Source organism: Chryseobacterium capnotolerans (assembly GCF_021278965.1).
In the GTDB taxonomy this organism is placed as follows: Bacteria; Bacteroidota; Bacteroidia; order Flavobacteriales; family Weeksellaceae; genus Chryseobacterium; species Chryseobacterium capnotolerans.
Genome location: NZ_CP065589.1, coordinates 4244501 through 4271045, shown reverse-complemented (window position 1 = coordinate 4271045; position 26545 = coordinate 4244501). Strand labels below are relative to the sequence as shown.

The 26545-nt window shown below is 38.6% G+C and carries 14 protein-coding genes, 2 tRNA genes, 2 rRNA genes, 1 pseudogene and 1 riboswitch; of the genes and pseudogenes, 17 read left to right on the top strand and 2 right to left on the bottom strand.

What is annotated here, in order from left to right; all coding sequences use genetic code 11:
* Window positions 1–1323 carry a DUF58 domain-containing protein gene (locus H5J24_RS20480; RefSeq protein ID WP_068940196.1) on the top strand — a complete coding sequence of 441 codons (1323 nt, stop codon included), beginning with the start codon at window positions 1–3 and terminating at the stop codon, window positions 1321–1323.
* An 80-nt stretch (window positions 1324–1403) separates the two neighbouring features.
* Window positions 1404–1823, top strand: a complete 420-nt coding sequence (locus tag H5J24_RS20475) for an OsmC family protein (protein WP_068940194.1) — start codon at window positions 1404–1406, stop codon at window positions 1821–1823.
* A 215-nt stretch (window positions 1824–2038) separates the two neighbouring features.
* Here the strand turns inward: H5J24_RS20475 and H5J24_RS20470 are convergent.
* A pseudogene (locus tag H5J24_RS20470) lies at window positions 2039–4653 on the bottom strand (MGH1-like glycoside hydrolase domain-containing protein).
* A gap of 188 nt (window positions 4654–4841) precedes the next feature.
* Window positions 4842–4949, top strand: a riboswitch (SAM riboswitch).
* Window positions 4950–5011: 62 nt separating this feature from the next.
* On the opposite strand from H5J24_RS20470, the gene H5J24_RS20465 reads away from it, so the two are divergent.
* The 8 genes from H5J24_RS20465 (at window position 5012) to H5J24_RS20430 (ending at window position 16090) form a co-directional block, all read left to right on the top strand.
* Window positions 5012–5950, top strand: a complete 939-nt coding sequence (locus tag H5J24_RS20465) for an alpha/beta fold hydrolase (protein WP_068940885.1) — start codon at window positions 5012–5014, stop codon at window positions 5948–5950.
* 4 nt (window positions 5951–5954) lie between these two features.
* On the top strand, window positions 5955–7493 hold the full coding sequence (locus H5J24_RS20460; RefSeq protein ID WP_068940190.1) for an ACT domain-containing protein: 1539 nt from the start codon (window positions 5955–5957) through the stop codon (window positions 7491–7493).
* A gap of 194 nt (window positions 7494–7687) precedes the next feature.
* On the top strand, window positions 7688–8848 hold the full coding sequence (locus tag H5J24_RS20455; RefSeq protein ID WP_068940188.1) for an O-succinylhomoserine sulfhydrylase: 1161 nt from the start codon (window positions 7688–7690) through the stop codon (window positions 8846–8848).
* A gap of 71 nt (window positions 8849–8919) precedes the next feature.
* Entirely contained in the window at window positions 8920–9930 is a 1011-nt protein-coding gene (locus H5J24_RS20450; RefSeq protein ID WP_068940187.1) for a homocysteine S-methyltransferase family protein, read from the top strand.
* A gap of 83 nt (window positions 9931–10013) precedes the next feature.
* Window positions 10014–11105 (top strand): fatty acid desaturase family protein, encoded by a 1092-nt coding sequence (locus H5J24_RS20445; RefSeq protein ID WP_068940185.1) that lies wholly within the window; start codon window positions 10014–10016, stop codon window positions 11103–11105.
* A 1-nt stretch (window position 11106) separates the two neighbouring features.
* Window positions 11107–13767 (top strand): methionine synthase, encoded by a 2661-nt coding sequence (gene metH, locus H5J24_RS20440; RefSeq protein WP_068940183.1) that lies wholly within the window; start codon window positions 11107–11109, stop codon window positions 13765–13767.
* Between the two features lie 7 nt (window positions 13768–13774).
* On the top strand, window positions 13775–14734 hold the full coding sequence (gene metF / locus H5J24_RS20435) for a methylenetetrahydrofolate reductase [NAD(P)H] (protein WP_068940181.1): 960 nt from the start codon (window positions 13775–13777) through the stop codon (window positions 14732–14734).
* Between the two features lie 183 nt (window positions 14735–14917).
* The gene (locus H5J24_RS20430; RefSeq protein ID WP_068940178.1) at window positions 14918–16090 is read left to right on the top strand and encodes a hypothetical protein; all 1173 of its coding nucleotides are present in this window, start codon (window positions 14918–14920) and stop codon (window positions 16088–16090) included.
* 120 nt (window positions 16091–16210) lie between these two features.
* On the opposite strand, the gene H5J24_RS20425 is transcribed toward H5J24_RS20430, so the two are convergent.
* Window positions 16211–17362, bottom strand: a complete 1152-nt coding sequence (locus H5J24_RS20425; protein ID WP_068940176.1) for a hypothetical protein — start codon at window positions 17360–17362, stop codon at window positions 16211–16213.
* A 100-nt stretch (window positions 17363–17462) separates the two neighbouring features.
* Between H5J24_RS20425 and folE the strand changes: the two genes are divergently transcribed.
* The 7 genes from folE (at window position 17463) to H5J24_RS20390 (ending at window position 26379) form a co-directional block, all read left to right on the top strand.
* Complete coding sequence (gene folE, locus H5J24_RS20420) at window positions 17463–18128, top strand: GTP cyclohydrolase I FolE (protein ID WP_045490962.1); 666 nt, start codon at window positions 17463–17465, stop codon at window positions 18126–18128.
* 101 nt (window positions 18129–18229) lie between these two features.
* Window positions 18230–18562, top strand: coding sequence for a DinB family protein (locus H5J24_RS20415; RefSeq protein ID WP_232815816.1), 333 nt, complete (start codon window positions 18230–18232; stop codon window positions 18560–18562).
* A gap of 123 nt (window positions 18563–18685) precedes the next feature.
* Window positions 18686–20152 (top strand): cysteine--tRNA ligase, encoded by a 1467-nt coding sequence (gene cysS / locus H5J24_RS20410; RefSeq protein WP_068940171.1) that lies wholly within the window; start codon window positions 18686–18688, stop codon window positions 20150–20152.
* A gap of 1353 nt (window positions 20153–21505) precedes the next feature.
* Window positions 21506–23022, top strand: a 16S ribosomal RNA gene (locus H5J24_RS20405).
* Window positions 23023–23230: 208 nt separating this feature from the next.
* Window positions 23231–23304, top strand: a tRNA-Ile gene (locus H5J24_RS20400).
* Between the two features lie 87 nt (window positions 23305–23391).
* Window positions 23392–23465, top strand: a tRNA-Ala gene (locus H5J24_RS20395).
* A 158-nt stretch (window positions 23466–23623) separates the two neighbouring features.
* Window positions 23624–26379 (top strand): 23S ribosomal RNA (locus H5J24_RS20390).
* The 16S and 23S rRNA genes sit together here with 2 tRNA genes alongside, the layout of an rRNA operon.
* Window positions 26380–26545 lie beyond the last annotated feature (166 nt).

Below are 26545 nucleotides of genomic sequence, written 5' to 3'. Positions count from 1 at the left end.
ATGAAAAACTTATACATCAATACCCGTTTCTTCTTTACACTCATTGGAGTGGGGATTCTGTATGTGCTGGCATTTTTCTTTCCGGTGCTGATGTGGGTAGGCCACATTGCACTATTACTCTGCTTTCTTGCAGTGATGGTTGACTATTTGTTGATTTTTAATCAAAAAAATGCAGTACAGGCACAAAGAATATTACCGGAAAAATTGTCCAATGGCGATGAAAATTTTGTAAAGATTGATATTAAAAATAATTATAGCTTTAAAATCACCACCAAGATCATTGACGAAATCCCGTTTCAGTTTCAAAAGAGAGACTTTTTGATTAAAAAGACGATTAACTCTGGTGCCAATACATTCTTCCAATATAGTTTAGAACCTAAGGAAAGAGGAGAATATCATTTTGGAAGCCTGAATATTTATGCTTCCTCACCATTAGGCTTTGTTTCGAAAAGATTTAATTTCCAGAAAGATGCAATGCTACCGTCTTATCCGTCTTTTATCCATCTCAGAAAATATGAGTTGATGGCTTTGCAGAGTGAGTTTCTGCTGGGCGGAATCAAAAAGGTAAGAAAGCTGGGACATACTATGGAATTTGAGCAAATCAAAGAGTATGTTCCGGGAGATGATATCAGAACGATTAACTGGAAAGCGACTTCTAAAGCCAATCGCCTGATGGTAAATCAATTTCAGGATGAAAAATCACAGCGTATTTTTATGCTGATTGATAAAGGAAGAACGATGAAGATGCCTTTTAAAGGATTAAGTCTTTTAGATTATTCCATCAATGCAACCATGGCTCTGTCTCATATTATTCTAAGAAAAGGAGATAGAGCAGGAATGATGACTTTCTCGAAAAAAGCTGAAAATAAAATAGCCGCCGAAAATAAATCCGGGCAGCTTAAGAAAATATCAGAAGCCCTTTATAATATTAAAACAGATTTCTTTGAAAGTGATTTCAATAGATTATACCAGGATGTAAAATACTCTATCAATCAGAGAAGCCTGATTCTTTTATTTACCAATTTCGAAACGTTGGACGGATTAAACCGTCAGCTAAAATATCTTCGTGGAATTGCCAAGAACCACTTGCTGGTCGTAGTCTTCTTCAAAAACTCCGAATTGCAAACTCTCATTAACAAGAACCCTGAAAGTATGCAGGAAATCTATGATGAGATCGTTGCTGAAAAATTTGAATTTGAAAAGAAACTGATTATTCAGGAACTCCGAAAGTATGGTATTTACACGGTATATACTCTTCCTGAGAATTTGAATATTGACGTTATCAATAAATATTTGGAGATAAAAGCCAGAGGAATTTTATAATTTTGTAATAAGCAATAAGCAATAAGCAATAAGCAATAAGCAATAAGCAATAAGCAATAAGCAATAAGCAATAAGCAATAATGAAAATAATACTTAATAGAATCAACGACGATTTTTTATTTGAATGTACCAACGGTCAGGGAAACTCGATCCTTTTAGATAATACCTCTCAACCGGGAGCTAAAGGAGTTTCTCCAATGGAAAGTGTACTGATGGCAGTAGCAGGATGCAGCGGAATAGATGTAGTTTCTATTTTAAAGAAACAACGTCAGGAAATCAAAAGTTTCCAGGCAGAAGTAGAGGGCGAGAGAGTTCAGGTGGATGATGCTAAACCTTTCAAATCTATTATGGTGAAGTTTCTTTTAGAAGGAGAAATTGATCCAAAGAAAGCTTTAAAGGCTGCAGAATTATCTTTTGAAAAATACTGTTCCGTATCAAAAACATTAGAACCTAATGTAGAAATAGGGTACGAAGTATTTGTAAACGGAGAAAAGATTTAAAACTATAGTGAGGCTTTCAAGCCTCATTTTTTATTTGGCCACGAATGAATGCATCAATAAAATAGTTTATAAACATTATACATTCTAAGAACTATGTATGTGGTTTAAAAATTCTTACCACAAAGGGAACATAGACTTTAGGCAAAAAATATATATACAAAAAGAAAACCGGATGAAAAATCCGGTTTTTTTTATTACTCATTACCTATTACTCATTAGAAGGTAAGCCTTGGTTTTATCAGTTTTGCTACAGTAGCCGTCCATCCAGTCTGATGAGAAGCACCTACACCACGTCCATTATCTCCATGGAAATATTCAAAGAAGGTGATATAGTCTCTGAAATGCTCATCATAATTGAACTTTGGATTTCCACCATTAAAGGCTCGCTGCCCATGCTCATCTTTTAAGAAGATAGAACAAAGCCTTTTACTGATATTCTGTGCCACTTCATCCAGGTTTTTCTTTTCACCGCTTCCTGTTGGGAATTCTACTTTCAGGCTATTCCCGTAATAATAATGAAAGCGTTGTAAACTTTCTACAATCAGGAAATTAATCGGGAACCAGATAGGGCCACGCCAGTTACTGTTACCGCCAAACATTCTGCTGTCACTTTCTGCAGGAGTATAGTACACTACATTTTCATGGCCGTGAACAGAGAATACAAATGGATTTTCCTCATATACTTTAGACATGGCCCGGATTCCGTAAGAGCTTAAGAACTCCTTTTCATCAAGCATTCTCGATAATACTTTTGTCAGCCTGTTCTTGCGAAGGATACTCATCAGGTGTTTTCTTCCCTGGCCTTCTTCATCCCAGTGAGAAACAAGTTTGGTGAGCTCAGGTTTATTTTTTAAAATCCATTCCATTCTGGTTTTGAAGTTCGGCATCTTTTCCAGCAGGCGGTGATCTACAATTTCTACAGCAAATAGAGGGATTAATCCAACAATACTTCTTAAGCGTAAAGAAACACTGTTTCCATTTCCAAGCTGAAGAACATCATAGAAAAATCCATCTTCTTCATTCCATAAACCTTTCGTTCCTTCACCCAGATTTTCCATGGCTTCTGCGATATAAAGATAATGTTCAAAGAATTTAATGGCCATATCTTCATACACCTGGTAGTATTGGGCCAATTCCATGGCAATGCGCATCATATTCAGAGCATACATTGCCATCCAGCTTGTTCCGTCAGCCTGTTCCAGGTGTTGTCCATCCTCTAACACCATATTTCGGTCAAAGGCTCCAATGTTATCCAACCCAAGGAAACCGCCCCCGAAAATATTTTTTCCGTTTTTATCCTTTCGGTTCACCCACCAGGTAAAATTCAGAAGAAGTTTCTGGAAGACTTTTTCAAGGAATAATAAATCGGGTTTTCCATTATTTTTTTCATCAATCTTAAATACCCTGAAGCAGGACCAAGCGTGTACTGGCGGATTTACATCACTCATATTCCATTCATAGGCTGGCAGCTGTCCGTTAGGGTGCATATACCATTCTTTGGTAAGAAGTAAAAGCTGTCCCTTGGCAAATTCAGCATCAATGATAGACAGAGGAACACAGTGAAAAGCCAGATCCCAGGTTGCGTACCAAGGATACTCCCATTTATCAGGCATGGAAATAATATCCTTATTGTGAAGATGATTCCACTCGGTATTTCTTACATAGTTGTTAAAATTTCTCGGAGCCTCGAAATTCGGGTCCCCCTTCAGCCATTTGCCAATATTGTAATGATAAAACTGCTTATTCCACAGAAGTCCTGCAAAAGCCTGTCTTTGAACATTCCTTTCGTCCTCATTGGTCGTATCATTTTGAACTTCATTATAAAACTCTTCTGCTTCAGCCTGTCTTGTGGTAAAAATCTCATCAAAATTTTCAAAAGGTTCAGCAGTGGCTTCAGGACAAAGTCTGAATTCAAAGGTTTCACATTGTCCGGCACCAATGACTTCATCAATTAAAAAAGAAGCTTTTGTTCCTCTTTTTCAGGATTTACCGTATTGCTGCGATGAATAATAAAATCATTGATCCCGTCTTTAAAATAAGTGTTTTCTGCCTGTGGAGCTCCATACAGCTTTGGGGTATTGGTTTCATTTTCACAGAATACCCTTTGTGTATTGTCTTTTCTTGAATAAAATTTCTTAATGGAAATACTGTCGTGCTCAATATTAATACTTCCGTCATAAGAAGCATGCATGTCAGCTTTATAGGTATTGTATCCCCATTTCCAGTTATTTCTGAACCAGACAGTAGGAGCTACTACTATGGGTGCATCTTGTTGACTTCGGTTACAAACTGTTATTCTGACCAGAATATCATTGTGATCAGCTTTACAGTATTCAATGAAAATATCAAAATAAGCATCGTTATCAAAAATTCCGGTATCAAAAATCTCATATTCCGGTTCCTGTTTGCTGCGTTTTCCGTTTACTGCAACAAGCTCGTCATAAGGAAATTCATTGATTGGATATTTATAAACCATCTTCATATAACTATGAGTGGGTGTATTATCCAGGTAATAGAAAATTTCCTTGATATCTTCACCGTGGTTTCCTTGAGGATTACTTAAACCAAAGAAACGCTCCTTAACGATCTTATCTCTTTTATTCCAGAATGAAAGAGCAAAACAGAACAGCTGTTTTACATCAGAAATTCCTGCAATACCTTCTTCCCCCCAACGGTAGGCATAACTTTCTGCGTTATTATGATTGGTGTGGTTCCATGCATTTCCGTCCGGGCTATAATCTTCTCTTACATTTCCCCATTGCCGGTTGCTTACATAAGGTCCCCAGTTTTTCCATTTGGTATCTTGTAATCTTTCTTTTTCGGCGATCATATATCATCATTTTTCCATACGAAGGTAGTTTTTTTGAAAAATAATTCCAATTGTTTTTGTCTGAAGAATAATTAATATACTCTTGAGATACTAGTATTTAAGGGCTTTTTTAAATATTAAATTAATTTTTTTTTGATTTTAAAAGAAAAGAACTACCTTTGCACCATTCGTTCATTCAAATATTGAAAATGTTATCAAGAAAGGTTGAGGGATTAGACCCTATGAAACCTTAGCAACCCTTTGCGCAAGCAAAGAAGGTGCTACGTTCTACCAAAATCATTTTGGACAGATAACTTACTGAAGTTCTTTTCAGCCATTTCCTGTGGCATTTTCAATTGTATTAAAATATATAATAGAATTGAAAACAGAACTAAACTATATTAATCTTTCGTATCAAACCCATTCCCAAAAGGAATACAATATCTCGTTAAGCTATGAGCTTTTCGGGAAAGATCTGTTTACAGCCCCTATCATTTTAATCAACCATGCTCTTACCGGAAATTCAAATGTATCCGGTGAAAAAGGCTGGTGGAAGCAGCTGGTAGGAGAAAATCAGATCGTTGATACCCATAAATATACAGTTCTGTGTTTTAATATTCCTGGAAATGGATACGATCATTTTTTAATTGAAGATTATGAAGACTTTACCCCTTCAGATATAGCCAATGTCTTTCTGAAAGGGCTGGAAGCTTTACATATTACAAATCTATATGCCATTATTGGTGGCTCTCTGGGGGGAGGGATTGCATGGGAAATGTTAGCAAAACAACCTAAGCTGGCAGAAATTTTTATTCCCATCGCCTGTGATTACAGAACTCATGATTGGCTTCATGCACAATGCCTGGTTCAGAAATTTTTATTAAATGATAAAGAAGAGCCATTACAAAAAGCAAGAATCCATGCGATGTTGTGCTATAGAACTCCGGAATCACTTAATGACAGATTTCAAAATCAATACAATAAGGAGAAACAACGCTTAGAATCAGAAGACTGGCTGGTTTATCATGGTAACGCATTAAACGAAAGGTTTAGTTTACAAGCGTATAAGCTGATGAATCATTTGCTGATGAATATCAACACTGATAAAACAGCTCTGGAGACCATAGAAGCACGAATGCACATGATCTCCGTAGATACAGATTTATTTTTCCCGGCTTCTGAAATCCGAATGTGTTTTGAGAATCTGAAAAAGAAAAAGGAGAATATCTCTTATCACGAGATCCAATCTATACACGGGCATGATGCCTTCCTAATGGAATATCAACAATTAAATAATATCATAAAAAACATTTTATAGAGTCATGAAAAATGCTAACGAAATAAAATTTTTAAAGAACAGATCAATTGTCAAATTTGAAGGAGAAGATTTCTTAGGGGAAATCGGAATTGACGGACGAATTTTTAAAGCGCTTACTTTAGCGCGTATCAGTGTGGGAGTAATCTCTCAGCAAGCCATTGAAAACGGAATTTCTATTCTGGTTCACGAAAATGATGCTGAAAAAGCAGTAGCTTGTCTTATTGATGAATTTGAAGCAGAAAGAAAATCAGGAAAAGTATCTCAAATATATAGTATCAACAATGTTTCTGTGATTGGTTTTGTAGCAGAAGACTCCAATAAGGTTTTTGCAGAACTAGCGAGAAACAATGTTTTCCCATTGCTTTTAAATCAAGTTGCTGGTGAAAATAGAGTAAACATCGTAGTCACTTCTTCACAGGATGAAAAAACAAGAAACATTATAGAATCTGAGATCTTCAAAAAGCCGAAGACCGTTCATCTGGCAATTATTGGTCATGGAAATGTAGGAAAAACATTAATTGAACAGGTCCTTGAATCTTCAGAAGAGATCAAAAGACGTAAAAAAGTAGATCTGAAAGTTGTTGCAGTAGCGAATTCAAAGAAAATAGCATTCAATAAAAAAGGATTCGATCGTAATTGGTCTGATGAGGTTTTAACAGCAGAACATCCTTCAGACGTTGAGGAACTGATTAATTTTTCCAACGAAAATCAATTAGAGAATCTGATTGTAGTAGATAACACCGCAAGTAAGGATTTTGTTAAGAATTATCATGCATTAGCGGAAAATGGATTTGACCTTGTTTCTTCCAACAAAATTTTCAACACTCTTCCTATCGAAGAATATAGAAAACTAAGATATACGTTGAACAAAAATAATAGACGCTATTTGTATGAAACCAATGTTGGAGCTGGTCTCCCACTAATTGATACCATCAAATTATTACATCTTTCAGGGGAAAATATAACAAGAATTAAAGGTGTTTTCTCCGGAACATTAAGTTATGTTTTCAATAATTTCTCTTTGAGAGATGATAAATTCTCCACAATAGTGAATGAAGCCTTAGAGAAAGGATATACAGAACCGGATCCAAGAGAAGACTTGTCTGGAAATGATGTGGCGAGAAAATTACTGATTCTGGCAAGAGAACTGGACTTAATCAATGAATTCGAAGATATCAACATTCAAAATCTCGTTCCGGAAAGCTTACTTGATGTTTCAAAATCAGAATTCCTTTCAAGATTAGAGGAGCTGGATGAAGAATACCAGAAGATTAAAGAAAGCCAGGAGCCTGGTCACGTATTACGTTATGTAGGAGATCTTCATGGAAATCTACAGGAAGAAAAAGGGCAGCTTGATGTAAAACTGGTTTCTGTACCGGGAAGTTCAGCCTTAGGACAGCTAAAAGGTTCAGATTCCATCTTTGAAATCTATACAGAAAGTTACGGTGAAAACCCAATTGTGATTATGGGAGCCGGAGCTGGAGCACAGGTAACGGCAAGAGGAGTATTCGGTGATATTTTAAGACTAAGTGAAACAAAATAATCGTACAAAATAAATCAACAATGTATCAAATGATATCAATCCCGAAGGGATGATTTAGCCAAGGATAGAATAAAATTCTATCAAACATAATCACATCGCATTTATAAAAATGTACCCATTTTAAAACAAATACACCGTGATTAAACATTGGAACAAGCATCATAAAGATACATTGTAATATCAATTAAAACTATATGGAAAATTTCGAAACATCAGCAATAAGAACCCAGACGGAGAGATCTCAGTTTGATGAGCATTCCACACCATTATATCTTACTTCCAGCTTTATTTTTCAGGATGCTGAAGATATGAGAGCAAGCTTTGCTGAAGAAAAACCCAAAAACCTGTACAGTCGTTTCTCTAATCCGAACGTATCTGAGTTTACCGAAAAGATCGCAAAAATGGAAGGTGCAGAAGCAGGATATGCCTTTGCAACAGGAATGGCAGCTATTTATTCAACATTTGCGGCTTTGTTAAGTGCCGGAGATCATATTGTAAGCTGTCAGTCGGTTTTTGGATCTACTCACACTTTATTCACAAAGTATTTCCCGAAATGGAATATTGAAACTACCTATTTCAAAGCAGAAGATGCAGAAAATGTAGAACAATATATAAAACCCAATACTAAGATCCTATATCTTGAAACGCCAACCAATCCGGCTATTGAAATCCTGGATCTGGAGTTTTTCGGACAAATTGCTAAGAAGCATAACCTAATCTTTATTGTAGATAATTGTTTTGCAACACCTTATCTTCAACAACCTATCAAATATGGTGCAGATGTTGTTGTACATTCTGCAACGAAGTTGATTGACGGGCAAGGAAGAGTATTAGGAGGAATTGCAGTAGGAAAAGAAGACCTGATCAGAGAAATTTATCTTTTCGCAAGAAATACAGGACCAGCATTGTCTCCTTTTAACGCATGGGTATTATCAAAAAGCCTTGAAACATTAGCAATCAGAGTTGAAAAACACTGCGAAAATGCATTGAAAGTAGCCGAGTTTTTAGAAAGCCACCCTAATGTGGAATTGGTAAAATATCCATTCCTGAAATCCCATCCAAACTATGAAGTAGCTAAAAAACAGATGAAGTTGGGTGGAAATATTGTTGCTTTTGAAATAAAAGGCGGAATAGGAGGCGGAAGAAACTTCCTGGATAAGATACAAATGTGTTCACTTTCTGCTAACTTAGGTGATACAAGAACGATCGTTACTCACCCGGCATCTACAACGCACTCCAAACTGTCAGACGAAGAAAGAAACGAAGTAGGAATTACAGCAGGATTAGTTCGTTGTTCAGTAGGTCTGGAAAACGTAGACGATATTATCGCAGACTTAAAGCAGGCTTTAGACTAATGACAAGAGCCCCAACGGGGCGATTTAACCCCAAGATAGAACGAAGTCCTATCAAATTAGCAATACACACTATGACAAATATAGAATCACTAAACAAAGCCCTCAAAGAACGCATTCTCGTCCTGGACGGAGCGATGGGAACCATGCTTCAGCGCTACAAGTTTGAAGAAGAAGACTATCGTGGCGAGCGTTTCAAAGACTGGGAGCATCCGGTAAAAGGAAATAATGACCTGCTTTCTTTGACACAGCCTCAAGCCATTGAAGAAGTTCACAAGAAATACCTGGAAGCAGGAGCGGATATTATTGAAACCAATACGTTCTCAGGAACTACCATTGCGATGGCAGATTATCATATGGAAGAGCTGGTATACGACCTGAACTATGAGTCTGCAAAAATTGCCAGAAAAGCCTGTGATGAATACACTGCTAAGACTCCGGATAAACCAAGATTCGTTGCAGGATCAATTGGTCCAACCAACAGAACGGCAAGCTTAAGCCCTGATGTGAATGACCCAGGCTACAGAGCTATTACTTTTGAGGAATTAAGAGTAGCTTATAAACAACAATGCGAGGCTTTATTAGACGGAGGTTCAGATATCCTTTTGGTAGAAACCATCTTTGATACTCTTAATGCTAAAGCAGCTTTGTTTGCGATTGATGAACTTCAGGAAGAAAGAGGAATTAAAATCCCAATCATGGTTTCAGGAACCATTACGGATGCTTCAGGAAGAACTTTGAGCGGACAGACTGCTGAAGCCTTTTTGATTTCTGTTTCTCATCTGAATTTGTTAAGTGTTGGCTTTAACTGCGCTTTAGGAGCAGATCAGTTGACACCTTACCTGGAAACATTGGCTCATAATTCAGAATTCTATGTTTCAGCTTACCCGAATGCAGGATTACCGAATGCCTTCGGAAAATATGATGAAACGCCGGAAGATATGGCCAGACAGATCAAAGAATATGCAGAAAAAGGATTGATTAATATTATTGGCGGATGCTGTGGTACTACACCCGAGCATATCAAAGCGATTGCGGAGCTGGTAGAAAAATATGAGCCAAGAAAATTGAAGGAATTTGTGTGATTAGATAGATTTTTTTAATTAAAATCAAGAATGAAGGCTGGGTTATAAATATTATCTTTAAATAAACCACAAAATTTAATATAATGGAAAAGCCGAGTTACTTAAAAGATTCAGATGATGCCAAGCTATTTAATGAACTGAGAAAGAAAGTGAACCAACGGGTAGAAGCGATTCCTGAAAACAGGGATATCTATATTCAGATCAAAGCAATTCTTCTGCCACTGGTTTATGTAGGTTTATATTTCACAGCGCTTCTTAATGTCGAAAAGCATTGGATGTATATACTCAGTTTTGTTTTAATGGGAATTTCTTTGGTTTTAATTTATTTAAATCTGATCCATGAAGCAGCACACAATAATATCTTTAAAAGTAAAAAGCTGAATGGAGTGGTGTTGCACATTTTTGATTTCATAGGAGCGAATTCCTATATCTGGAAGAAAAGGCATATCGCAAGTCATCATGCCTATCCGAATGTGGAGGGCTGGGATACCGATATTGAACAGAGTGGTTTATTGTTAATAGTGCCTTGGATTAAGGCAAAAGGAGTACAGAAGTATCAGCATAGGTTTTTCTTTTTAGTATATCCGTTGTATTTGTTCAATTGGATGTTCATAAGAGATTTTAGAGACTTCTTCGACAAGGAAAGAGTGATTTTGAAAACCCAGGGAAGAATACCGGTTGTAGAAAAAGTGAAAATGGTGAGCTATAAGCTGTTTTACTTTTTTTATCAGATTGTAGTTCCTATCGTGTTCTTTAAAGTATCAATTGGTTTAGCTTTAGGAGCTTGGTTTTTACAGGTGATTGCAGCAAGCATTTTTGCACTGTTTGTTTTATTGCCTTTGCATCCGCTTCCAGACAATGCCTTTCCAAGATTAAATAAAGATAATGGTCTTCCATTCAGTTGGCTTCATCACCAGTTTGAGGTGACCAATGATTTAAAAGAAAATAACTGGTTGGTAAGAAATGTATTAGGGAACTTTAATTTCCATGTGGCTCATCACCTTTTCCCCAATTACAGTTATATGTATTACAATGAGATCACAGAAGAGATAGAAGAATTTGCTAAAGAACATGGCTTGGCATACAAAAGGTTTCCTTTGTTTACCGCTTTAAGCAAGCACAGGGATTTATTGAGGCAGAATGCAAATAATGCCTACTATATTTTAGAAGAATAAAATGAAATATTTAAGATTATCAGGCCTTGAGCCTCTTATCATAACACCGGAAAGTAATTTCATCAATGTGGGTGAAAGAACCAATGTTGCCGGTTCCAAAAAGTTTTTGAGACTCATCAAAGAGGAAAAATTCTCTGAAGCATTAGACATTGCCCGCCATCAGGTAGAAGGAGGAGCACAAATTCTTGATGTCAACTTTGATGACGGTTTGATCGATGGAAAAGCATCGATGATTAAATTTCTGAACTTAATTGCCTCAGAACCGGATATTGCAAGAATTCCAATCATGGTAGACTCTTCCAAATGGGAAATTCTGGAAGCCGGTCTTCAAGTAGCTCAGGGAAAATGCGTGGTAAACTCTATCAGCTTAAAAGAAGGCGAAGAAGAATTTATCAAACACGCCAAAGCTATCAAAAGATATGGAGCTGCGGTTATTGTAATGGCATTTGATGAGGTAGGGCAGGCAGACAATCTTGAAAGAAGAATAGAAATTTCAAAACGATCTTATGATATCCTGGTGAACCAGATCGGATTCCCGGCAGAAGATATCATTTTTGACTTAAATATCTTCCCGGTAGCTACCGGAATGGATGAGCACAGAAAAAATGCCATCGATTTTATCGAAGCTACACGCTGGGTAAGACAAAATCTTCCTTATGCATCTGTGAGTGGGGGAGTGAGTAATGTATCCTTCTCATTCCGTGGAAATGATACGGTAAGAGAAGCTATGCATTCCGTATTTCTTTATCACGCCATTCAGGCTGGAATGAATATCGGTATTGTAAATCCTGCCATGCTGGAAGTTTATGATGAGATTAATAAAGAATTGCTGGAACTTGTAGAAGACGTAATCCTTGACCGAAGAGAAGACGCTACAGAAAGGCTTCTTGATTATTCCGAAAAACATAAATCAGTTAAAAAAGAAAAAACTGAAGACCTTGAGTGGAGAAACAATCCATTACAGGAAAGAATTACCTATGCTCTTGTAAAAGGAATTGACCGTTTTATTGAAGAAGATGTAGAAGAAGCCAGACAACTGGCAGAAAGACCGCTCCACGTCATAGAAATTAACCTAATGACAGGAATGGGAGTAGTAGGAGACTTATTTGGAAGCGGAAAAATGTTCCTGCCACAGGTAGTCAAGTCGGCAAGGGTAATGAAAAAAGCAGTAGCCTATTTACAGCCTTTTATTGAAGCCGAAAAAGACGGGTCAAGACCAGCTAATGGAAAAATTCTAATGGCAACTGTAAAAGGAGATGTTCATGATATCGGAAAGAACATTGTAAGTGTAGTTTTAGGGTGTAACAACTATGAAATTGTTGACCTGGGGGTGATGGTTCCAGCTGAGAAGATTATTCAGACTGCTATTGCTGAAAAAGTAGATGTCATCGGATTAAGCGGGTTAATTACACCCAGCTTGGATGAAATGGTATACATCGCATCGGAATTAGAAAGACAAAATCTAGATTTTCCATTATTAATTGGTGGGGCAACGACTTCAAAGGCACACACCGCCGTGAAAATCGATTTAAAATATAAAAATGCGGTCGTTCACGTTAATGACGCTTCAAGAGCCGTAAATGTGGTAAGCTCATTATTGGGAGACCGAAATAAAGAATATGTTTCTGACCTGAAGAACGACTATTCTGATTTCAGAGAAAAGTTCCTGAACAGACAAGTGGATAAAGACTATGTTTCCATTGAAGAAGCAAGAGAAAATCGCTTTAAAGTAGATTGGGAAAACGAAAATATTTTCACCCCAAATAGCTTAGGAATCACTGTAATCGAAAATCAGGATCTGAGAGAACTATTACCATTCATCGACTGGTCTCCATTCTTCAGAAGTTGGGATCTTCATGGAAAATATCCGAATATTTTAGAAGATGAGGTGGTAGGAGTACAGGCTAAAGAACTTTTCAAAGATGCACAGGTTATTTTAAAGAGAATTCTGGATGAAAAATTATTAACAGCTAAAGCAATCTTTGGAATTTTTAAAGCGAACTCCAATGAATCAGACGATATTCTGATTTTTGATGAAAATAATAATGAACAGGCTAAGTTTTTAACCTTAAGACAGCAGGCTCAAAGGTCAAAAGGAAAAGATTATCTAGCATTAAGCGACTTCATTGCTCCACAAAGTTCAGGAAAAACTGATTATATGGGAGCTTTCTGTGTAACTACAGGTTTCGGTACGGATGAGCTAGCAGAAGAATATGAAAAAGCCAATGATGATTACAATGCGATCATGGTAAAAGCATTGGCAGACCGTTTTGCAGAAGCTTATGCAGAATTTTTACATAAAAAAGTAAGAACGGAATATTGGGGCTATGCTGTTCAGGAAGAATTAAGCAATGAAGAACTGATTGCAGAAAAATACAAAGGAATCCGTCCAGCTCCAGGATATCCAGCTTGTCCTGACCACTTGGAAAAGAAAACCATCTGGGATCTTTTAAAAGTAGAAGAAAATACAGGGGTTTTCCTTACAGAAAGCTTGGCCATGTTCCCGACAGCATCCGTTTCAGGATATTATTTCGGAAGCCCGCATGCCAAGTATTTTGGATTAGGAAAAATTACAGAAGACCAGCTTAAGGATTATGCTGACAGAAGAAGCTGTAGCATCCAGGAAGCGAAAAAATGGTTGTCACCAAATTTAGCAGATTAAAATTGATATGAAGATAACAGAACACATTAAAAACGCAAATGGGAAAACCTTATTCTCCTTAGAAGTGGTTCCACCACAAAAGGGAATTGGTATTGAAGATCTCTATACGAATATTGATCCGTTGATGGAATTCAAACCTCCATTCATTGATGTTACCACTTCAAGAGAAGAATATATTTATTTAGATAAAGGAAATGGATTGATGGAGCGCCGTATCACAAGAATGCGTCCCGGAACCCTAGGAATTTGTGCAGCGATTCAGCATAAATATAACGTAGATACCGTTCCACACTTATTATGTGGTGGCTTTACCAAGGAAGAAACAGAATATCTTTTAGTAGACTGTATGTATCTTGGGATTGATAATGTGATGGCATTAAGAGGAGATGCCATGAAAGGACATCAGTATTTCGAACCTACTCAAGGCGGTCATGCCAGTGCCATGGATCTTGTGAACCAAATTAATAATCTGGGAAGAGGAAAATACCTTCACAACGAAGAACAGGTTTGTGATGAACTGAATAAATTCTGCATCGGAGTAGCAGGCTATCCTGAGAAACATATGGAAGCACCTTCTATGAATTATGACCTGAAATGGCTGAAACAAAAAGTAGATGCAGGAGCAGATTATATCGTTACTCAAATGTTCTTTGACAATAAGAAATACATTGAGTTTGTACAAAAGGCAAGAGAAATGGGAATTACAGTACCTATCATTCCAGGAATAAAACCGATTGCTACCAAAAAACATCTGAAAATTTTGCCACAGGTCTTCAAAATAGACCTTCCGGAAGAATTGATCAATGAAGTGGAGAACGCAAAAAATAATGATGCAGTTAAGCAGATCGGAATAGAATGGGCGATTACTCAATGCAAAGAATTACTTGATTTTGGAGTTCCTGTTTTACATTTCTATTCCATGGGTAAGAGTGATAATATTAAAAAAATAGCAGGAGAACTATTTTAAAAAAATTCTGAAAATTATACTAATGTTTGAATATTTAAAGGAATAGGAATCAAAATAATTAATGAATATTGTTGTTTTTTTATTTAACTGGCTGATGTTTAAGTAAATAGATAAGATGTAAGATGATTTAAAATATTATTTTTTATCGTATTTTCGTCACAAACATAAAAAAACAACAATATTATGAAAAAAATTTTCCTTTTATTTTGTATCCCATCATTGGCTTGTACCGCATTTGGACAGGTTGGGATAGGAATAACTACCCCTCAGGCCACATTAGACATTATCGCCAGAAACAGTACAGGGACTTCGTCTGGTGTAGATGGTCTTTTAATTCCAAGACTAGACCGTGCAAGAGCACAAAACATGACCGGAATTTCAACTTCTACTTTGGTTTATATCAACAATATAGCCACCGGTATGCAAGTCGGAAAAACAGTAAATGTGGATGAAGAAGGCTATTATTACTATAATGGAACAATATGGGTAAAGCTGCATAATCCAGCAAATAATTCATTTGTTTCAACTAATATTTATAGTGCAAACGGAAACCTTTCAGGAAATAGAATTGTCACACAAAATGCAAATACTTTGTCATTTACAGGAACAGCTGTAAATGCCTTTTCAGTGGATGGAACTACCTTTTCAGTAGACGCATCCAATAAAAGAGTGGGTATAGGAACCATTAGCCCACAGAGAACATTTCATGTCAATACAAACTCGGCACCGGTAAGATTAGAAAGTCTGGCAACTTTACCTGTGGGTACAGCTTCAACCGGCTTGGTGATTGATAATAATGGTGATGTTTTCAGGAACAATACAATCTCCGCAGAAGGGCAGATTTTAAGAATGGGACTCAATGCAAATACATATAATATAAATACAGAAGCTCCATTAAGATTCAACTCACATGATACCTCGGCTGAGATGGGCAATGCGCCTAATTCAGCTCCCAATTTCATTAATACAATTGTGGGGCTTAATATAAATGCAGGTGTTACTGTTGGAGCAGGGCAGGGAGCACCATCCAGGACCACAGATCAGATTTTGCTTCAACCTGGAATTTATAAGGTGCAGGTTAGGCTTATAGGGACTTTTGGCTCTGTAAGCTCTTCAAATAGTGTCTTTCTAAAAAGTATTGTTAATAATAGTGAATATTCATTTACAAATTTTACAGTGAATCCCAACCAAATAACAACTTTCTTTTTTGATGATTACATTAATATAACAGGAACAGCACAGCCTCTTGACTTTACGATCTCTCCGTCAGTAAATAATTTTACAACAGTAGCGAGTGCCAGTCCTGGGACAGGAAATTCTTACCGTAGCCTGATCCTGATACAAAGATTAAGATAATAATGAAATAATAAGCCCCCGGTTAATAAACATAACCGGGGCTTTAATTTTTAGTACTTTCTTTAGAAGGCAGACCTTTTTAAGCTTCTCTTTATTGTATGTTTGAGAACATTAAATTTTTTATAATATTTGATGCCTTTCAAACTCCCTATTCCGATCAAATAAATATCTATAGGTCGCCAGCTTCCTTGTCACAGTAGTATCAAGTGTTTCCGCAATCTTAATCATTTTCGGGTTAAAATCACCAATCCACTGAAGTTCAGTAATTGTAAAATCCGTATGCTTTCTCAAATGCTGGGTGCCTTCCCAGATCATATAGCCGTCAATTCCTTTTCTTTGCCATTCAGGAACTACACCAAAAACAAGCCCAACCATTTTTTCATTCTTCTTAAATCGTTTTAAAAACAAAAATTTAAGTTTTTCCCAAACTCTAAATTTTCCGTTGAGGTATTTAAACCATTGGTTGAGGTCCGGAAGATTGATCCACATGGCAATAGGTTGATCATTCTCATATACAAACCATGAGATATGTTCATTCATAATAGGCTTCATGGTATTGAACATTTTCAGAACCTTGCCTTCTTCTAATTGTTTTCCCTCTCCATGAGCTGCCCATGCTTTATTATAGACCTCCGTGAAGTCTTTAGCAAATTTAGGCAGGTTATTCTTTTTCATAGGTTGTGCAGAGATGGCCGGATTTCTCCTGTTTTTCTCATGAGCAATAGTGAAAACACGTGAAACTTCTGCAAATATGGGTCTGGTAAAGCAAAGCTGTTCAAAGTAAATCTGAAATCCATAATTTTCAAAAAGATCTTTATAGTAAGGGAAATTATAGTTCATTCCATACAAAGGTTCTATAAAACCTTCAATCAAAAGTCCCCAGAACTTATCCCGCTCTCCGAAATTGATTGGACCATCCATTGCTTCCATCCCTCTTTCCTGAAGCCAGTTTTTACAATGGTCAAAAATGAAATTAGCCGTTTCCTGATCGTTAATACAGTCAAAAAAACCAATTCCTCCAGTTGGCTGTTTTTGTTCATAACAGTTATTGACAAAAACAGCTACCTTTCCAACCGTCTTATTATCTTTTTTAAATAAAAATCTTTTACATTCTCCATTCCTGAAGAACTTATTCTTTTCAGGATCAAAAATCTCCTCAATATGTTGATCTAATGGACGGATATAATTCTTGTCGTGTTGGTAAAGCTGTGCGGGAAATTTCAGAAATTCCCTTTTGTGATGTTGGTTTTGTACTTCTTCGACAATAATCATATAGTTTTTAATCAGAGCAGGTTATAAAAGATAATGATTTTCACTCCATTTGAAATAGATGAAACAATATTATCCGTATTTTTGCTGCAAAATAATAAAAATGGTTGATTTTACTGATAACGACGATGATATTTTCACTGGAAAAGAACATACGCCTATAAGGGAAGATGCTTTTGATAAATCGCCACAGGAAAAAATAGAAAAAATTACTGAGCTTTTTGGAGAGATTATGGAAACTTTAGGTCTTGATATGACTGATGACTCCCTGAAAGATTCTCCAAAACGTGTTGCTAAAATGTATGTGAACGAAATTTTCGGTGGACTTCTTCCGGAAAACAAACCAGGCATCTCTACATTCTCCAATAAATATAAATACCGCCAAATGTTGGTGGAAAAAGATATCACAGTATATTCTTTTTGTGAACACCACTTTTTACCCATTATAGGAAGAGCACACGTTGCTTATATTTCCAATGGAGAAGTCATTGGTCTTTCAAAGATTAACAGAATTGTGGATTACTATGCAAAAAGACCACAGGTTCAGGAAAGACTGACCATGCAGATCGTAGAAGCTCTGAAAGAAGCTCTGGGAACTAAAAATGTAGCATGTATCATTGATGCTAAACACCTTTGTGTAAACTGTAGAGGAATTAAAGATACTGCAAGTTCTACCATCACGGCAGAGCTAAGCGGAATCTTCAGAACCAATCCTATTACAAGACAGGAATTCTTACATTATGTAGGAAGCCATGCAAAACTAGATTAATCAATGAACTACCAGATCCTTAAAAATATTATAGATACAGAGCTTCAGAGGTTCCAGGCAATTTCTGAAGAAGAGTGGAATTACAAAGCAACACCGGAAAAATGGTCAAAAAAGAAATTATTGGCCACCTTTGTGACAGTGCTTTTACAAATATCCGTAGATTTGTAGTCACTCAATATAAAGAGAACGAGAATATCGTATACGATCAGAACGCTTGGGTAAAGGCTCAGAACTATCAGAATGTTTCAACAACAGAGTTAATCAACCTTTGGAAAGCTTTAAACTATCAGGTAGTTCACATCGTAGAAAATATTCCTGATGAAGCATTACAGAGAACTTGTGATACCACCAAAACAGAACCTCAGATTTTCAGTCTGGAGTTTATCATTAAGGATTATGTAGACCATTTGCAGCATCATTTAGAATCGATTTAATTATGATAAAATTTAAAAAAGTTTCACATAAAATTTTTATCACGACAATTATTTGTTGTGACAGATTTTTATTTTAACTAATTTTTGAATCTTAAAACTATTGAATCTTTTAATAAAAAATAAATGCAACTAAAAATATACAACTCGCTTACAGCGGAAAAAGAAATATTCAAACCCATCTTAGAAGGAAATGTAGGAATGTATGTATGCGGACCTACAGTGTACAGCAATGTGCATTTAGGGAACGTAAGAACTTTCCTTTCTTTTGATTTTATTTACCGTACCCTAATGCATTTAGGCTACAAAGTAAGATATGTAAGAAACATTACTGATGCCGGACACCTTACTGATGACGGAGATGTAAATAACGATAGATTTGTTAAGCAAACCAGACTAGAAAAGCTGGAACCAATGGAAATTGTACAAAAGTACACTGTTGATTTCCATAAAGTGTTAGAAATGTTCAATCTGCTTCCTCCGAATATCGAACCTACAGCAACAGGTCACATTGTAGAACAGATTGAGCTTACTCAAAAATTAATTGACACAGGCTTTGCTTACGAAAGCAATGGTTCAGTATACTTCGATGTATTGGAATACAATAAAAGAGGGCTGAACTACGGTGAACTATCAAAACGTAATATAGAAGAGCTTTTTGCAAATACCCGTGATCTTGACGGACAAGGGGAGAAAAAGAATCCACAGGATTTTGCCCTTTGGAAAAAAGCATCTCCAGCGCATATCATGAGGTGGAACTCTCCTTGGGGAGAAGGTTTCCCAGGATGGCACCTTGAATGTACTGCTATGAGTACTAAATATTTAGGTGAAACTTTTGACATCCATGGCGGAGGAATGGACTTGAAATTCCCGCACCATGAATGTGAAATCGCTCAAGGAAAAGCTTGCAATGGTATCGCACCGGTACATTACTGGATGCATGCCAATATGTTGACGATGAATTCTCAGCGTATGAGTAAATCTACAGGAAATTATATCCTGCCGATGCAATTGGTAACAGGAGACAATGATTTCTTTGAAAAATCTTTCCACCCATCAATTGTTCGTTTCTGCTTCCTGCAGGCACATTACAGAAGTGTTTTAGATATTTCTAACGATGCAATGATCGCCAGCGAAAAAGGATTTATCAGATTGATGGAAGCTGTGAAAGTATTGAATTCTATTACTCCTGACGACACAAAACAATCTGCTTTCAGCCTTACAGAATGGAAAAACAAATGTTATGAAGCATTAACAGATGATTTCAACTCTCCAATTCTGATCGCTCATTTGTTTGAAGCCGTAAAATACATTTTCGCTTTAAATGACGGCAAAGAAACAATCTCAACAGCAGATCTTGAAGATTTAAAGTCAACATTGAATGCCTTTATCTTTGACGTGCTAGGATTGCAGACTATAGAGGAAAACAATAATGAAAAATTGGATCAGACTTTAAAAGTTTTAATCGAATTGAGAAACCAGGCAAGGAAATCCAGAAACTTCGAACTTTCAGACCAGATCAGAGACAAACTGCTTGCTGAAGGCATAGAATTAAAAGACGGAAGAGACGGAACATCCTACGTTCTGAACTAAAAATATAAACTTCGGTTTTATAATTATTCCGTAAGAGCCCTATTATAAAGGATTCTTACGGAATTTTTTTTTCAACTTTGAATGCTTCCTTACCTAAATAAAGATTTTATAGTTTTTCCTTTATAAATTTTCTATTCTTCACCTTTCACTCTTTCATATTACTTATTCTCTCGAACTCTAGCACGCTCATACCTTCAAACTTCTTTAGGAGCTTGATCCCGCTATCCACTCATACTCCTCACACTGAGCTGGCCACCCTCAAACCCTCTCACTCTCCAACTCTTGTTGCGGGGTAACCGTTCCTATCGGGGCTAGGGTAGGGGACGGATTTATAAATGATAGGTAATAGGTAATAAGTAATAGGTTGGCATCAATTAATAGGATTACCTATTATCTATATCGGGCATCTTTCATCATTGCCATCCTTTGTGGATGAGGTGTCAAAAATTCAAAGAATTTTTGACGGGGTGGTAATCCGTTGATTTCTTCTCTATGAAAATCTGTGTCATTTGTGGGGAAAAATAATAAACACAAACTTTTAACCTTTATTTCTTTCCTGTAAAATCATATTTAATACCATAGATACTCTCCGTTTTTCTTATCGGCGTAAGGTAGTGGGTAATAATTCTGAGCTTATGCGAAAGAAGCCCGCTCAAATAATATAAAAACGCTTCCCCTGGCTGTTGCCAAACTTGCAATCCCCAATTTTGTATTTCGTAATATATAATAGTAGTATATAATATGTAAAAATACCTGTCATATCACCTCTATAATGGGATTTCATATCTTTCAAAAAACAACTCAACGATTGTGGATAAGTATAAATAATTATTAAAATTCAGAATACCAATACATTATATGTAATACTTATCCACAATTGCAATATTGGTGTAAACTTTATGTTAAATAAAGTTGCGGGGTATGGATGAAGTTTCTATCTTTGCCCCACTGAAAACGAGAGTATCAGTAAGCGCAGAAGAGCCTTTAGATAGGCAGGAACATTAAGATCTACTAAGATATCAAACGAAAAAAACTTTTAATTTTTATCAAATAAAAGTTGTGAGTTAAAAAAGAGTTTGTATCTTTGCAGTCCCAATTAAGGGAGCGCAGGAGTAGAGGGATTGAGGGTTATGATAGAGGTTAAGGTTACTTAAAAAACTTTAAAATTTTCTTTCAAAACATTTGGTCATTACAAAATAAAGTTTTACTTTTGCACTCGCAAATACGGAGCGACACTGACAGAGAGATTGCTTCGTTACAAAGCGGAAGATATAAAGATCATTGACATACAATATAACAACCAAGTAAGGAAAAACTAAAGCGTTAAAAACTTTGAGTGAGTCAGACAAACATACAATGGAGAGTTTGATCCTGGCTCAGGATGAACGCTAGCGGGAGGCCTAACACATGCAAGCCGAGCGGTAGGGTTTCTTCGGAGACCTGAGAGCGGCGCACGGGTGCGGAACACGTGTGCAACCTGCCTTTATCTGGGGGATAGCCTTTCGAAAGGGAGATTAATACCCCATAATATATTTATCGGCATCGATGAATATTGAAAACTCCGGTGGATAGAGATGGGCACGCGCAAGATTAGATAGTTGGTGAGGTAACGGCTCACCAAGTCTGCGATCTTTAGGGGGCCTGAGAGGGTGATCCCCCACACTGGTACTGAGACACGGACCAGACTCCTACGGGAGGCAGCAGTGAGGAATATTGGACAATGGGTGAGAGCCTGATCCAGCCATCCCGCGTGAAGGACGACGGCCCTATGGGTTGTAAACTTCTTTTGTATAGGGATAAACCTACTCTCGTGAGAGTAGCTGAAGGTACTATACGAATAAGCACCGGCTAACTCCGTGCCAGCAGCCGCGGTAATACGGAGGGTGCAAGCGTTATCCGGATTTATTGGGTTTAAAGGGTCCGTAGGCGGATCTGTAAGTCAGTGGTGAAATCTCACAGCTTAACTGTGAAACTGCCATTGATACTGCAGGTCTTGAGTGTTGTTGAAGTAGCTGGAATAAGTAGTGTAGCGGTGAAATGCATAGATATTACTTAGAACACCAATTGCGAAGGCAGGTTACTAAGCAACAACTGACGCTGATGGACGAAAGCGTGGGGAGCGAACAGGATTAGATACCCTGGTAGTCCACGCCGTAAACGATGCTAACTCGTTTTTGGATTTTCGGATTCAGAGACTAAGCGAAAGTGATAAGTTAGCCACCTGGGGAGTACGAACGCAAGTTTGAAACTCAAAGGAATTGACGGGGGCCCGCACAAGCGGTGGATTATGTGGTTTAATTCGATGATACGCGAGGAACCTTACCAAGGCTTAAATGGGAAATGACAGGTTTAGAAATAGACTTTTCTTCGGACATTTTTCAAGGTGCTGCATGGTTGTCGTCAGCTCGTGCCGTGAGGTGTTAGGTTAAGTCCTGCAACGAGCGCAACCCCTGTCACTAGTTGCCATCATTAAGTTGGGGACTCTAGTGAGACTGCCTACGCAAGTAGAGAGGAAGGTGGGGATGACGTCAAATCATCACGGCCCTTACGCCTTGGGCCACACACGTAATACAATGGCCGGTACAGAGGGCAGCTACACAGCGATGTGATGCAAATCTCGAAAGCCGGTCTCAGTTCGGATTGGAGTCTGCAACTCGACTCTATGAAGCTGGAATCGCTAGTAATCGCGCATCAGCCATGGCGCGGTGAATACGTTCCCGGGCCTTGTACACACCGCCCGTCAAGCCATGGAAGTCTGGGGTACCTGAAGTCGGTGACCGTAACAGGAGCTGCCTAGGGTAAAACAGGTAACTAGGGCTAAGTCGTAACAAGGTAGCCGTACCGGAAGGTGCGGCTGGAACATCTCATTTTAGAGCGTCGTAAGACGATAAAAAAAATAGTATCGCAAGATACAGAACTTACTTAAAGTTCCAGCTTTAGTTTTTTGTTTGGTTGATTTATATTAAAAATACAAAACCCACTAGAAATTAGTAAAGGGATTGAGAGAGACGAGGATGTAAGATAAGAGGGTCAGTTAAATCTGATATCTATTATCTGAAATCTGATAGTCTAAGAGACAGTCTCGTAGCTCAGCTGGTTAGAGCGCTACACTGATAATGTAGAGGTCGGCAGTTCGAGCCTGCCCGAGACTACTAATTAAAAGACGGGAAGATATGAGATAATAGACATCAGACATTTAGGTCTGAGATCTAGAATCTGACATCTGAAGTCTACTAGAGGGGGAATTAGCTCAGCTGGCTAGAGCGCCTGCCTTGCACGCAGGAGGTCAAGGGTTCGACTCCCTTATTCTCCACAGTTTTGGAAGACTGATTTAAAAGTTACGAATGGAGCCAAAAACAACATTTGTTCATCAGTTGGAAAAGAAGACATTAAGATCATTGACATTAACGGTAAAGACATCACAAAGAGAAAACCGAGCGCATAAAGCGCTTGAGTAACCTAAAAAATAGGAAAGAAATCGTTAAGGGCGTATGGCGGATGCCTAGGCTTTCAGAGGCGACGAAGGACGTGGTAAGCTGCGAAAAGCTGCGGGGATTGGCACACACGAATTGATCCGCAGATGTCCGAATGGGGCAACCCGGCTGGTTGAAGACCAGTCACCTCGTAAGAGGAGCAAACCCGGAGAACTGAAACATCTAAGTACCCGGAGGAAAAGAAATCGAAGAGATTCCGTAAGTAGTGGCGAGCGAAAGCGGATTAGCCCAAAAGCTAATATATGTTTAATAGAATGTTCTGGAAAGAACAGCCATAGAGGGTGATAGCCCCGTATATGAAAGGCATATTTGAGTGATAAATGAGTAGGGCGGGACACGTGAAATCCTGTCTGAATATGGGGGGACCATCCTCCAAGGCTAAATACTCCTGAAAGACCGATAGTGAACAAGTACTGTGAAGGAAAGGTGAAAAGCACTTCGAATAGAAGGGTGAAATAGAACCTGAAACCGTACGCCTACAAGCGGTCGGAGCAGCATTAAGCTGTGACGGCGTGCCTTTTGCATAATGAGCCTACGAGTTAATTTTACTAGCGAGGTTAAGGTATTAAGTACCGGAGCCGGAGCGAAAGCGAGTCTGAATAGGGCGTATAGTTAGTAGGATTAGACGCGAAACCTTGTGATCTACCCATGGGCAGGTTGAAGCTCTGGTAACACAGAGTGGAGGACCGAACCGGTTGACGTTGAAAAGTCTTCGGATGACCTGTGGGTAGGGGTGAAAGGCCAATCAAACTGGGAGATAGCTCGTACTCTCCGAAATGCATTTAGGTGCAGCGTCGTATATAAGTTTATTAGAGGTAGAGCTACTGATTGGATGCGGGGGTTTCATCGCCTACCAATTCCTGACAAACTCCGAATGCTAATAAATGTTCTACGGCAGTGAGGGCATGGGTGCTAAGGTCCATGTCCGAGAGGGAAAGAACCCAGACCAACAGCTAAGGTCCCAAAATATATGTTAAGTTGAAGCAACGCGGTTGGACTGCATTGACAGCTAGGATGTTGGCTTGGAAGCAGCCATTCATTTAAAGAGTGCGTAACAGCTCACTAGTCGAGCGGTCCGGCATGGATAATAATCGGGCATAAACATATTACCGAAGCTATGGATTTGTATTTAAGATACATCTGGTAGGAGAGCATTCTATTTGCGCCGAAGCAGTACTGTGAGGTATTGTGGAGCGGATAGAAAAGAAAATGTAGGCATAAGTAACGATAAAGCAGGCGAGAAACCTGCTCACCGAAAGACCAAGGCTTCCTCAGCCATGCTAATCAGCTGAGGGTTAGTCGGGACCTAACGCGAACCCGAAAGGGGTAGTGGATGGACAATGGGTTAATATTCCCATACTTGCTCACGAATAAAGGGGACGGTTGGATGTAGCTGCTGGAGACTGACGGAATAGTCAAGGCCTAGCCTTCGGGCGAAGCTGCTGCAGTGTAATCTGATCCAAGAAAAGCCGAAGTGAAGCAACCCGTACCAAAACCGACACAGGTGGTCGAGGAGAGAATCCTAAGGTGCTCGAGTGAGTCGTGGCTAAGGAACTAGGCAAAATAGTCTCGTAACTTCGGAAGAAGAGACGCCATCAGCAATGGTGGCCGCAGTGAAGAGGCCCAGGCGACTGTTTATCAAAAACACAGGACTCTGCTAAATCGAAAGATGCTGTATAGGGTCTGACACCTGCCCGGTGCTGGAAGGTTAAGGAAGGTGCTTAGGTTTAAACCGAAGGCATTAACTGAAGCCCCAGTAAACGGCGGCCGTAACTATAACGGTCCTAAGGTAGCGAAATTCCTTGTCGGGTAAGTTCCGACCTGCACGAATGGTGTAACGATCTGGGCACTGTCTCAGCCACGAGCTCGGTGAAATTGTAGTATCGGTGAAGATGCCGATTACCCGCAATGGGACGAAAAGACCCTGTGAACCTTTACTATAACTTCGTATTGACTTTGAGTAAGTAATGTGTAGGATAGGTGGGAGGCTTTGAAGCAGGCACGCTAGTGTTTGTGGAGCCGACGTTGAAATACCACCCTTTACTTACTTGGAGCCTAACTTCTTTTAGAAGGACATTGCGTGGTGGGTAGTTTGACTGGGGTGGTCGCCTCCAAAAGAGTAACGGAGGCTTTCAAAGGTACCCTCAGCACGCTTGGTAACCGTGCGTAGAGTGTAATGGCATAAGGGTGCTTGACTGTGAGACCAACAAGTCGATCAGGTGCGAAAGCAGGACATAGTGATCCGGTGGTTCCGTATGGAAGGGCCATCGCTCATAGGATAAAAGGTACTCCGGGGATAACAGGCTAGTCTCCCCAAGAGCTCACATCGACGGGGAGGTTCGGCACCTCGATGTCGGCTCGTCACATCCTGGGGCTGGAGAAGGTCCCAAGGGTTGGGCTGTTCGCCCATTAAAGTGGCACGCGAGCTGGGTTCAGAACGTCGTGAGACAGTTCGGTCTCTATCTATTGCGGGCGTTAGATGTTTGAGAGGGCTTGATTCTAGTACGAGAGGACCGAATTGAACAAACCTCTGGTGTATCAGTTGTACCGCCAGGTGCACCGCTGAGTAGCTACGTTTGGAAGAGATAAGCACTGAAAGCATATAAGTGCGAAACTCGCCTCAAGATGAGACATCTTTTAAGGGTCGTTGTAGATGACGACGTTGATAGGCTATAGGTGTAAAGACAGTAATGTCATAGCCAAGTAGTACTAATTACCCGTAGATTTATAGCCTATTGGTTGCTGTAATCTAGAATAATATCATATTAAATAGACAAGTACTTTATGCGCAGTAAAGGTTTTGTCTTTGTGAAAGTTTTTATCGCTTAAAAACGCAATTGGCAAAAAGCAATTAGCGATTGGCATACAAGCCAATAGCAATAAGCAATAAGCCAGCTGC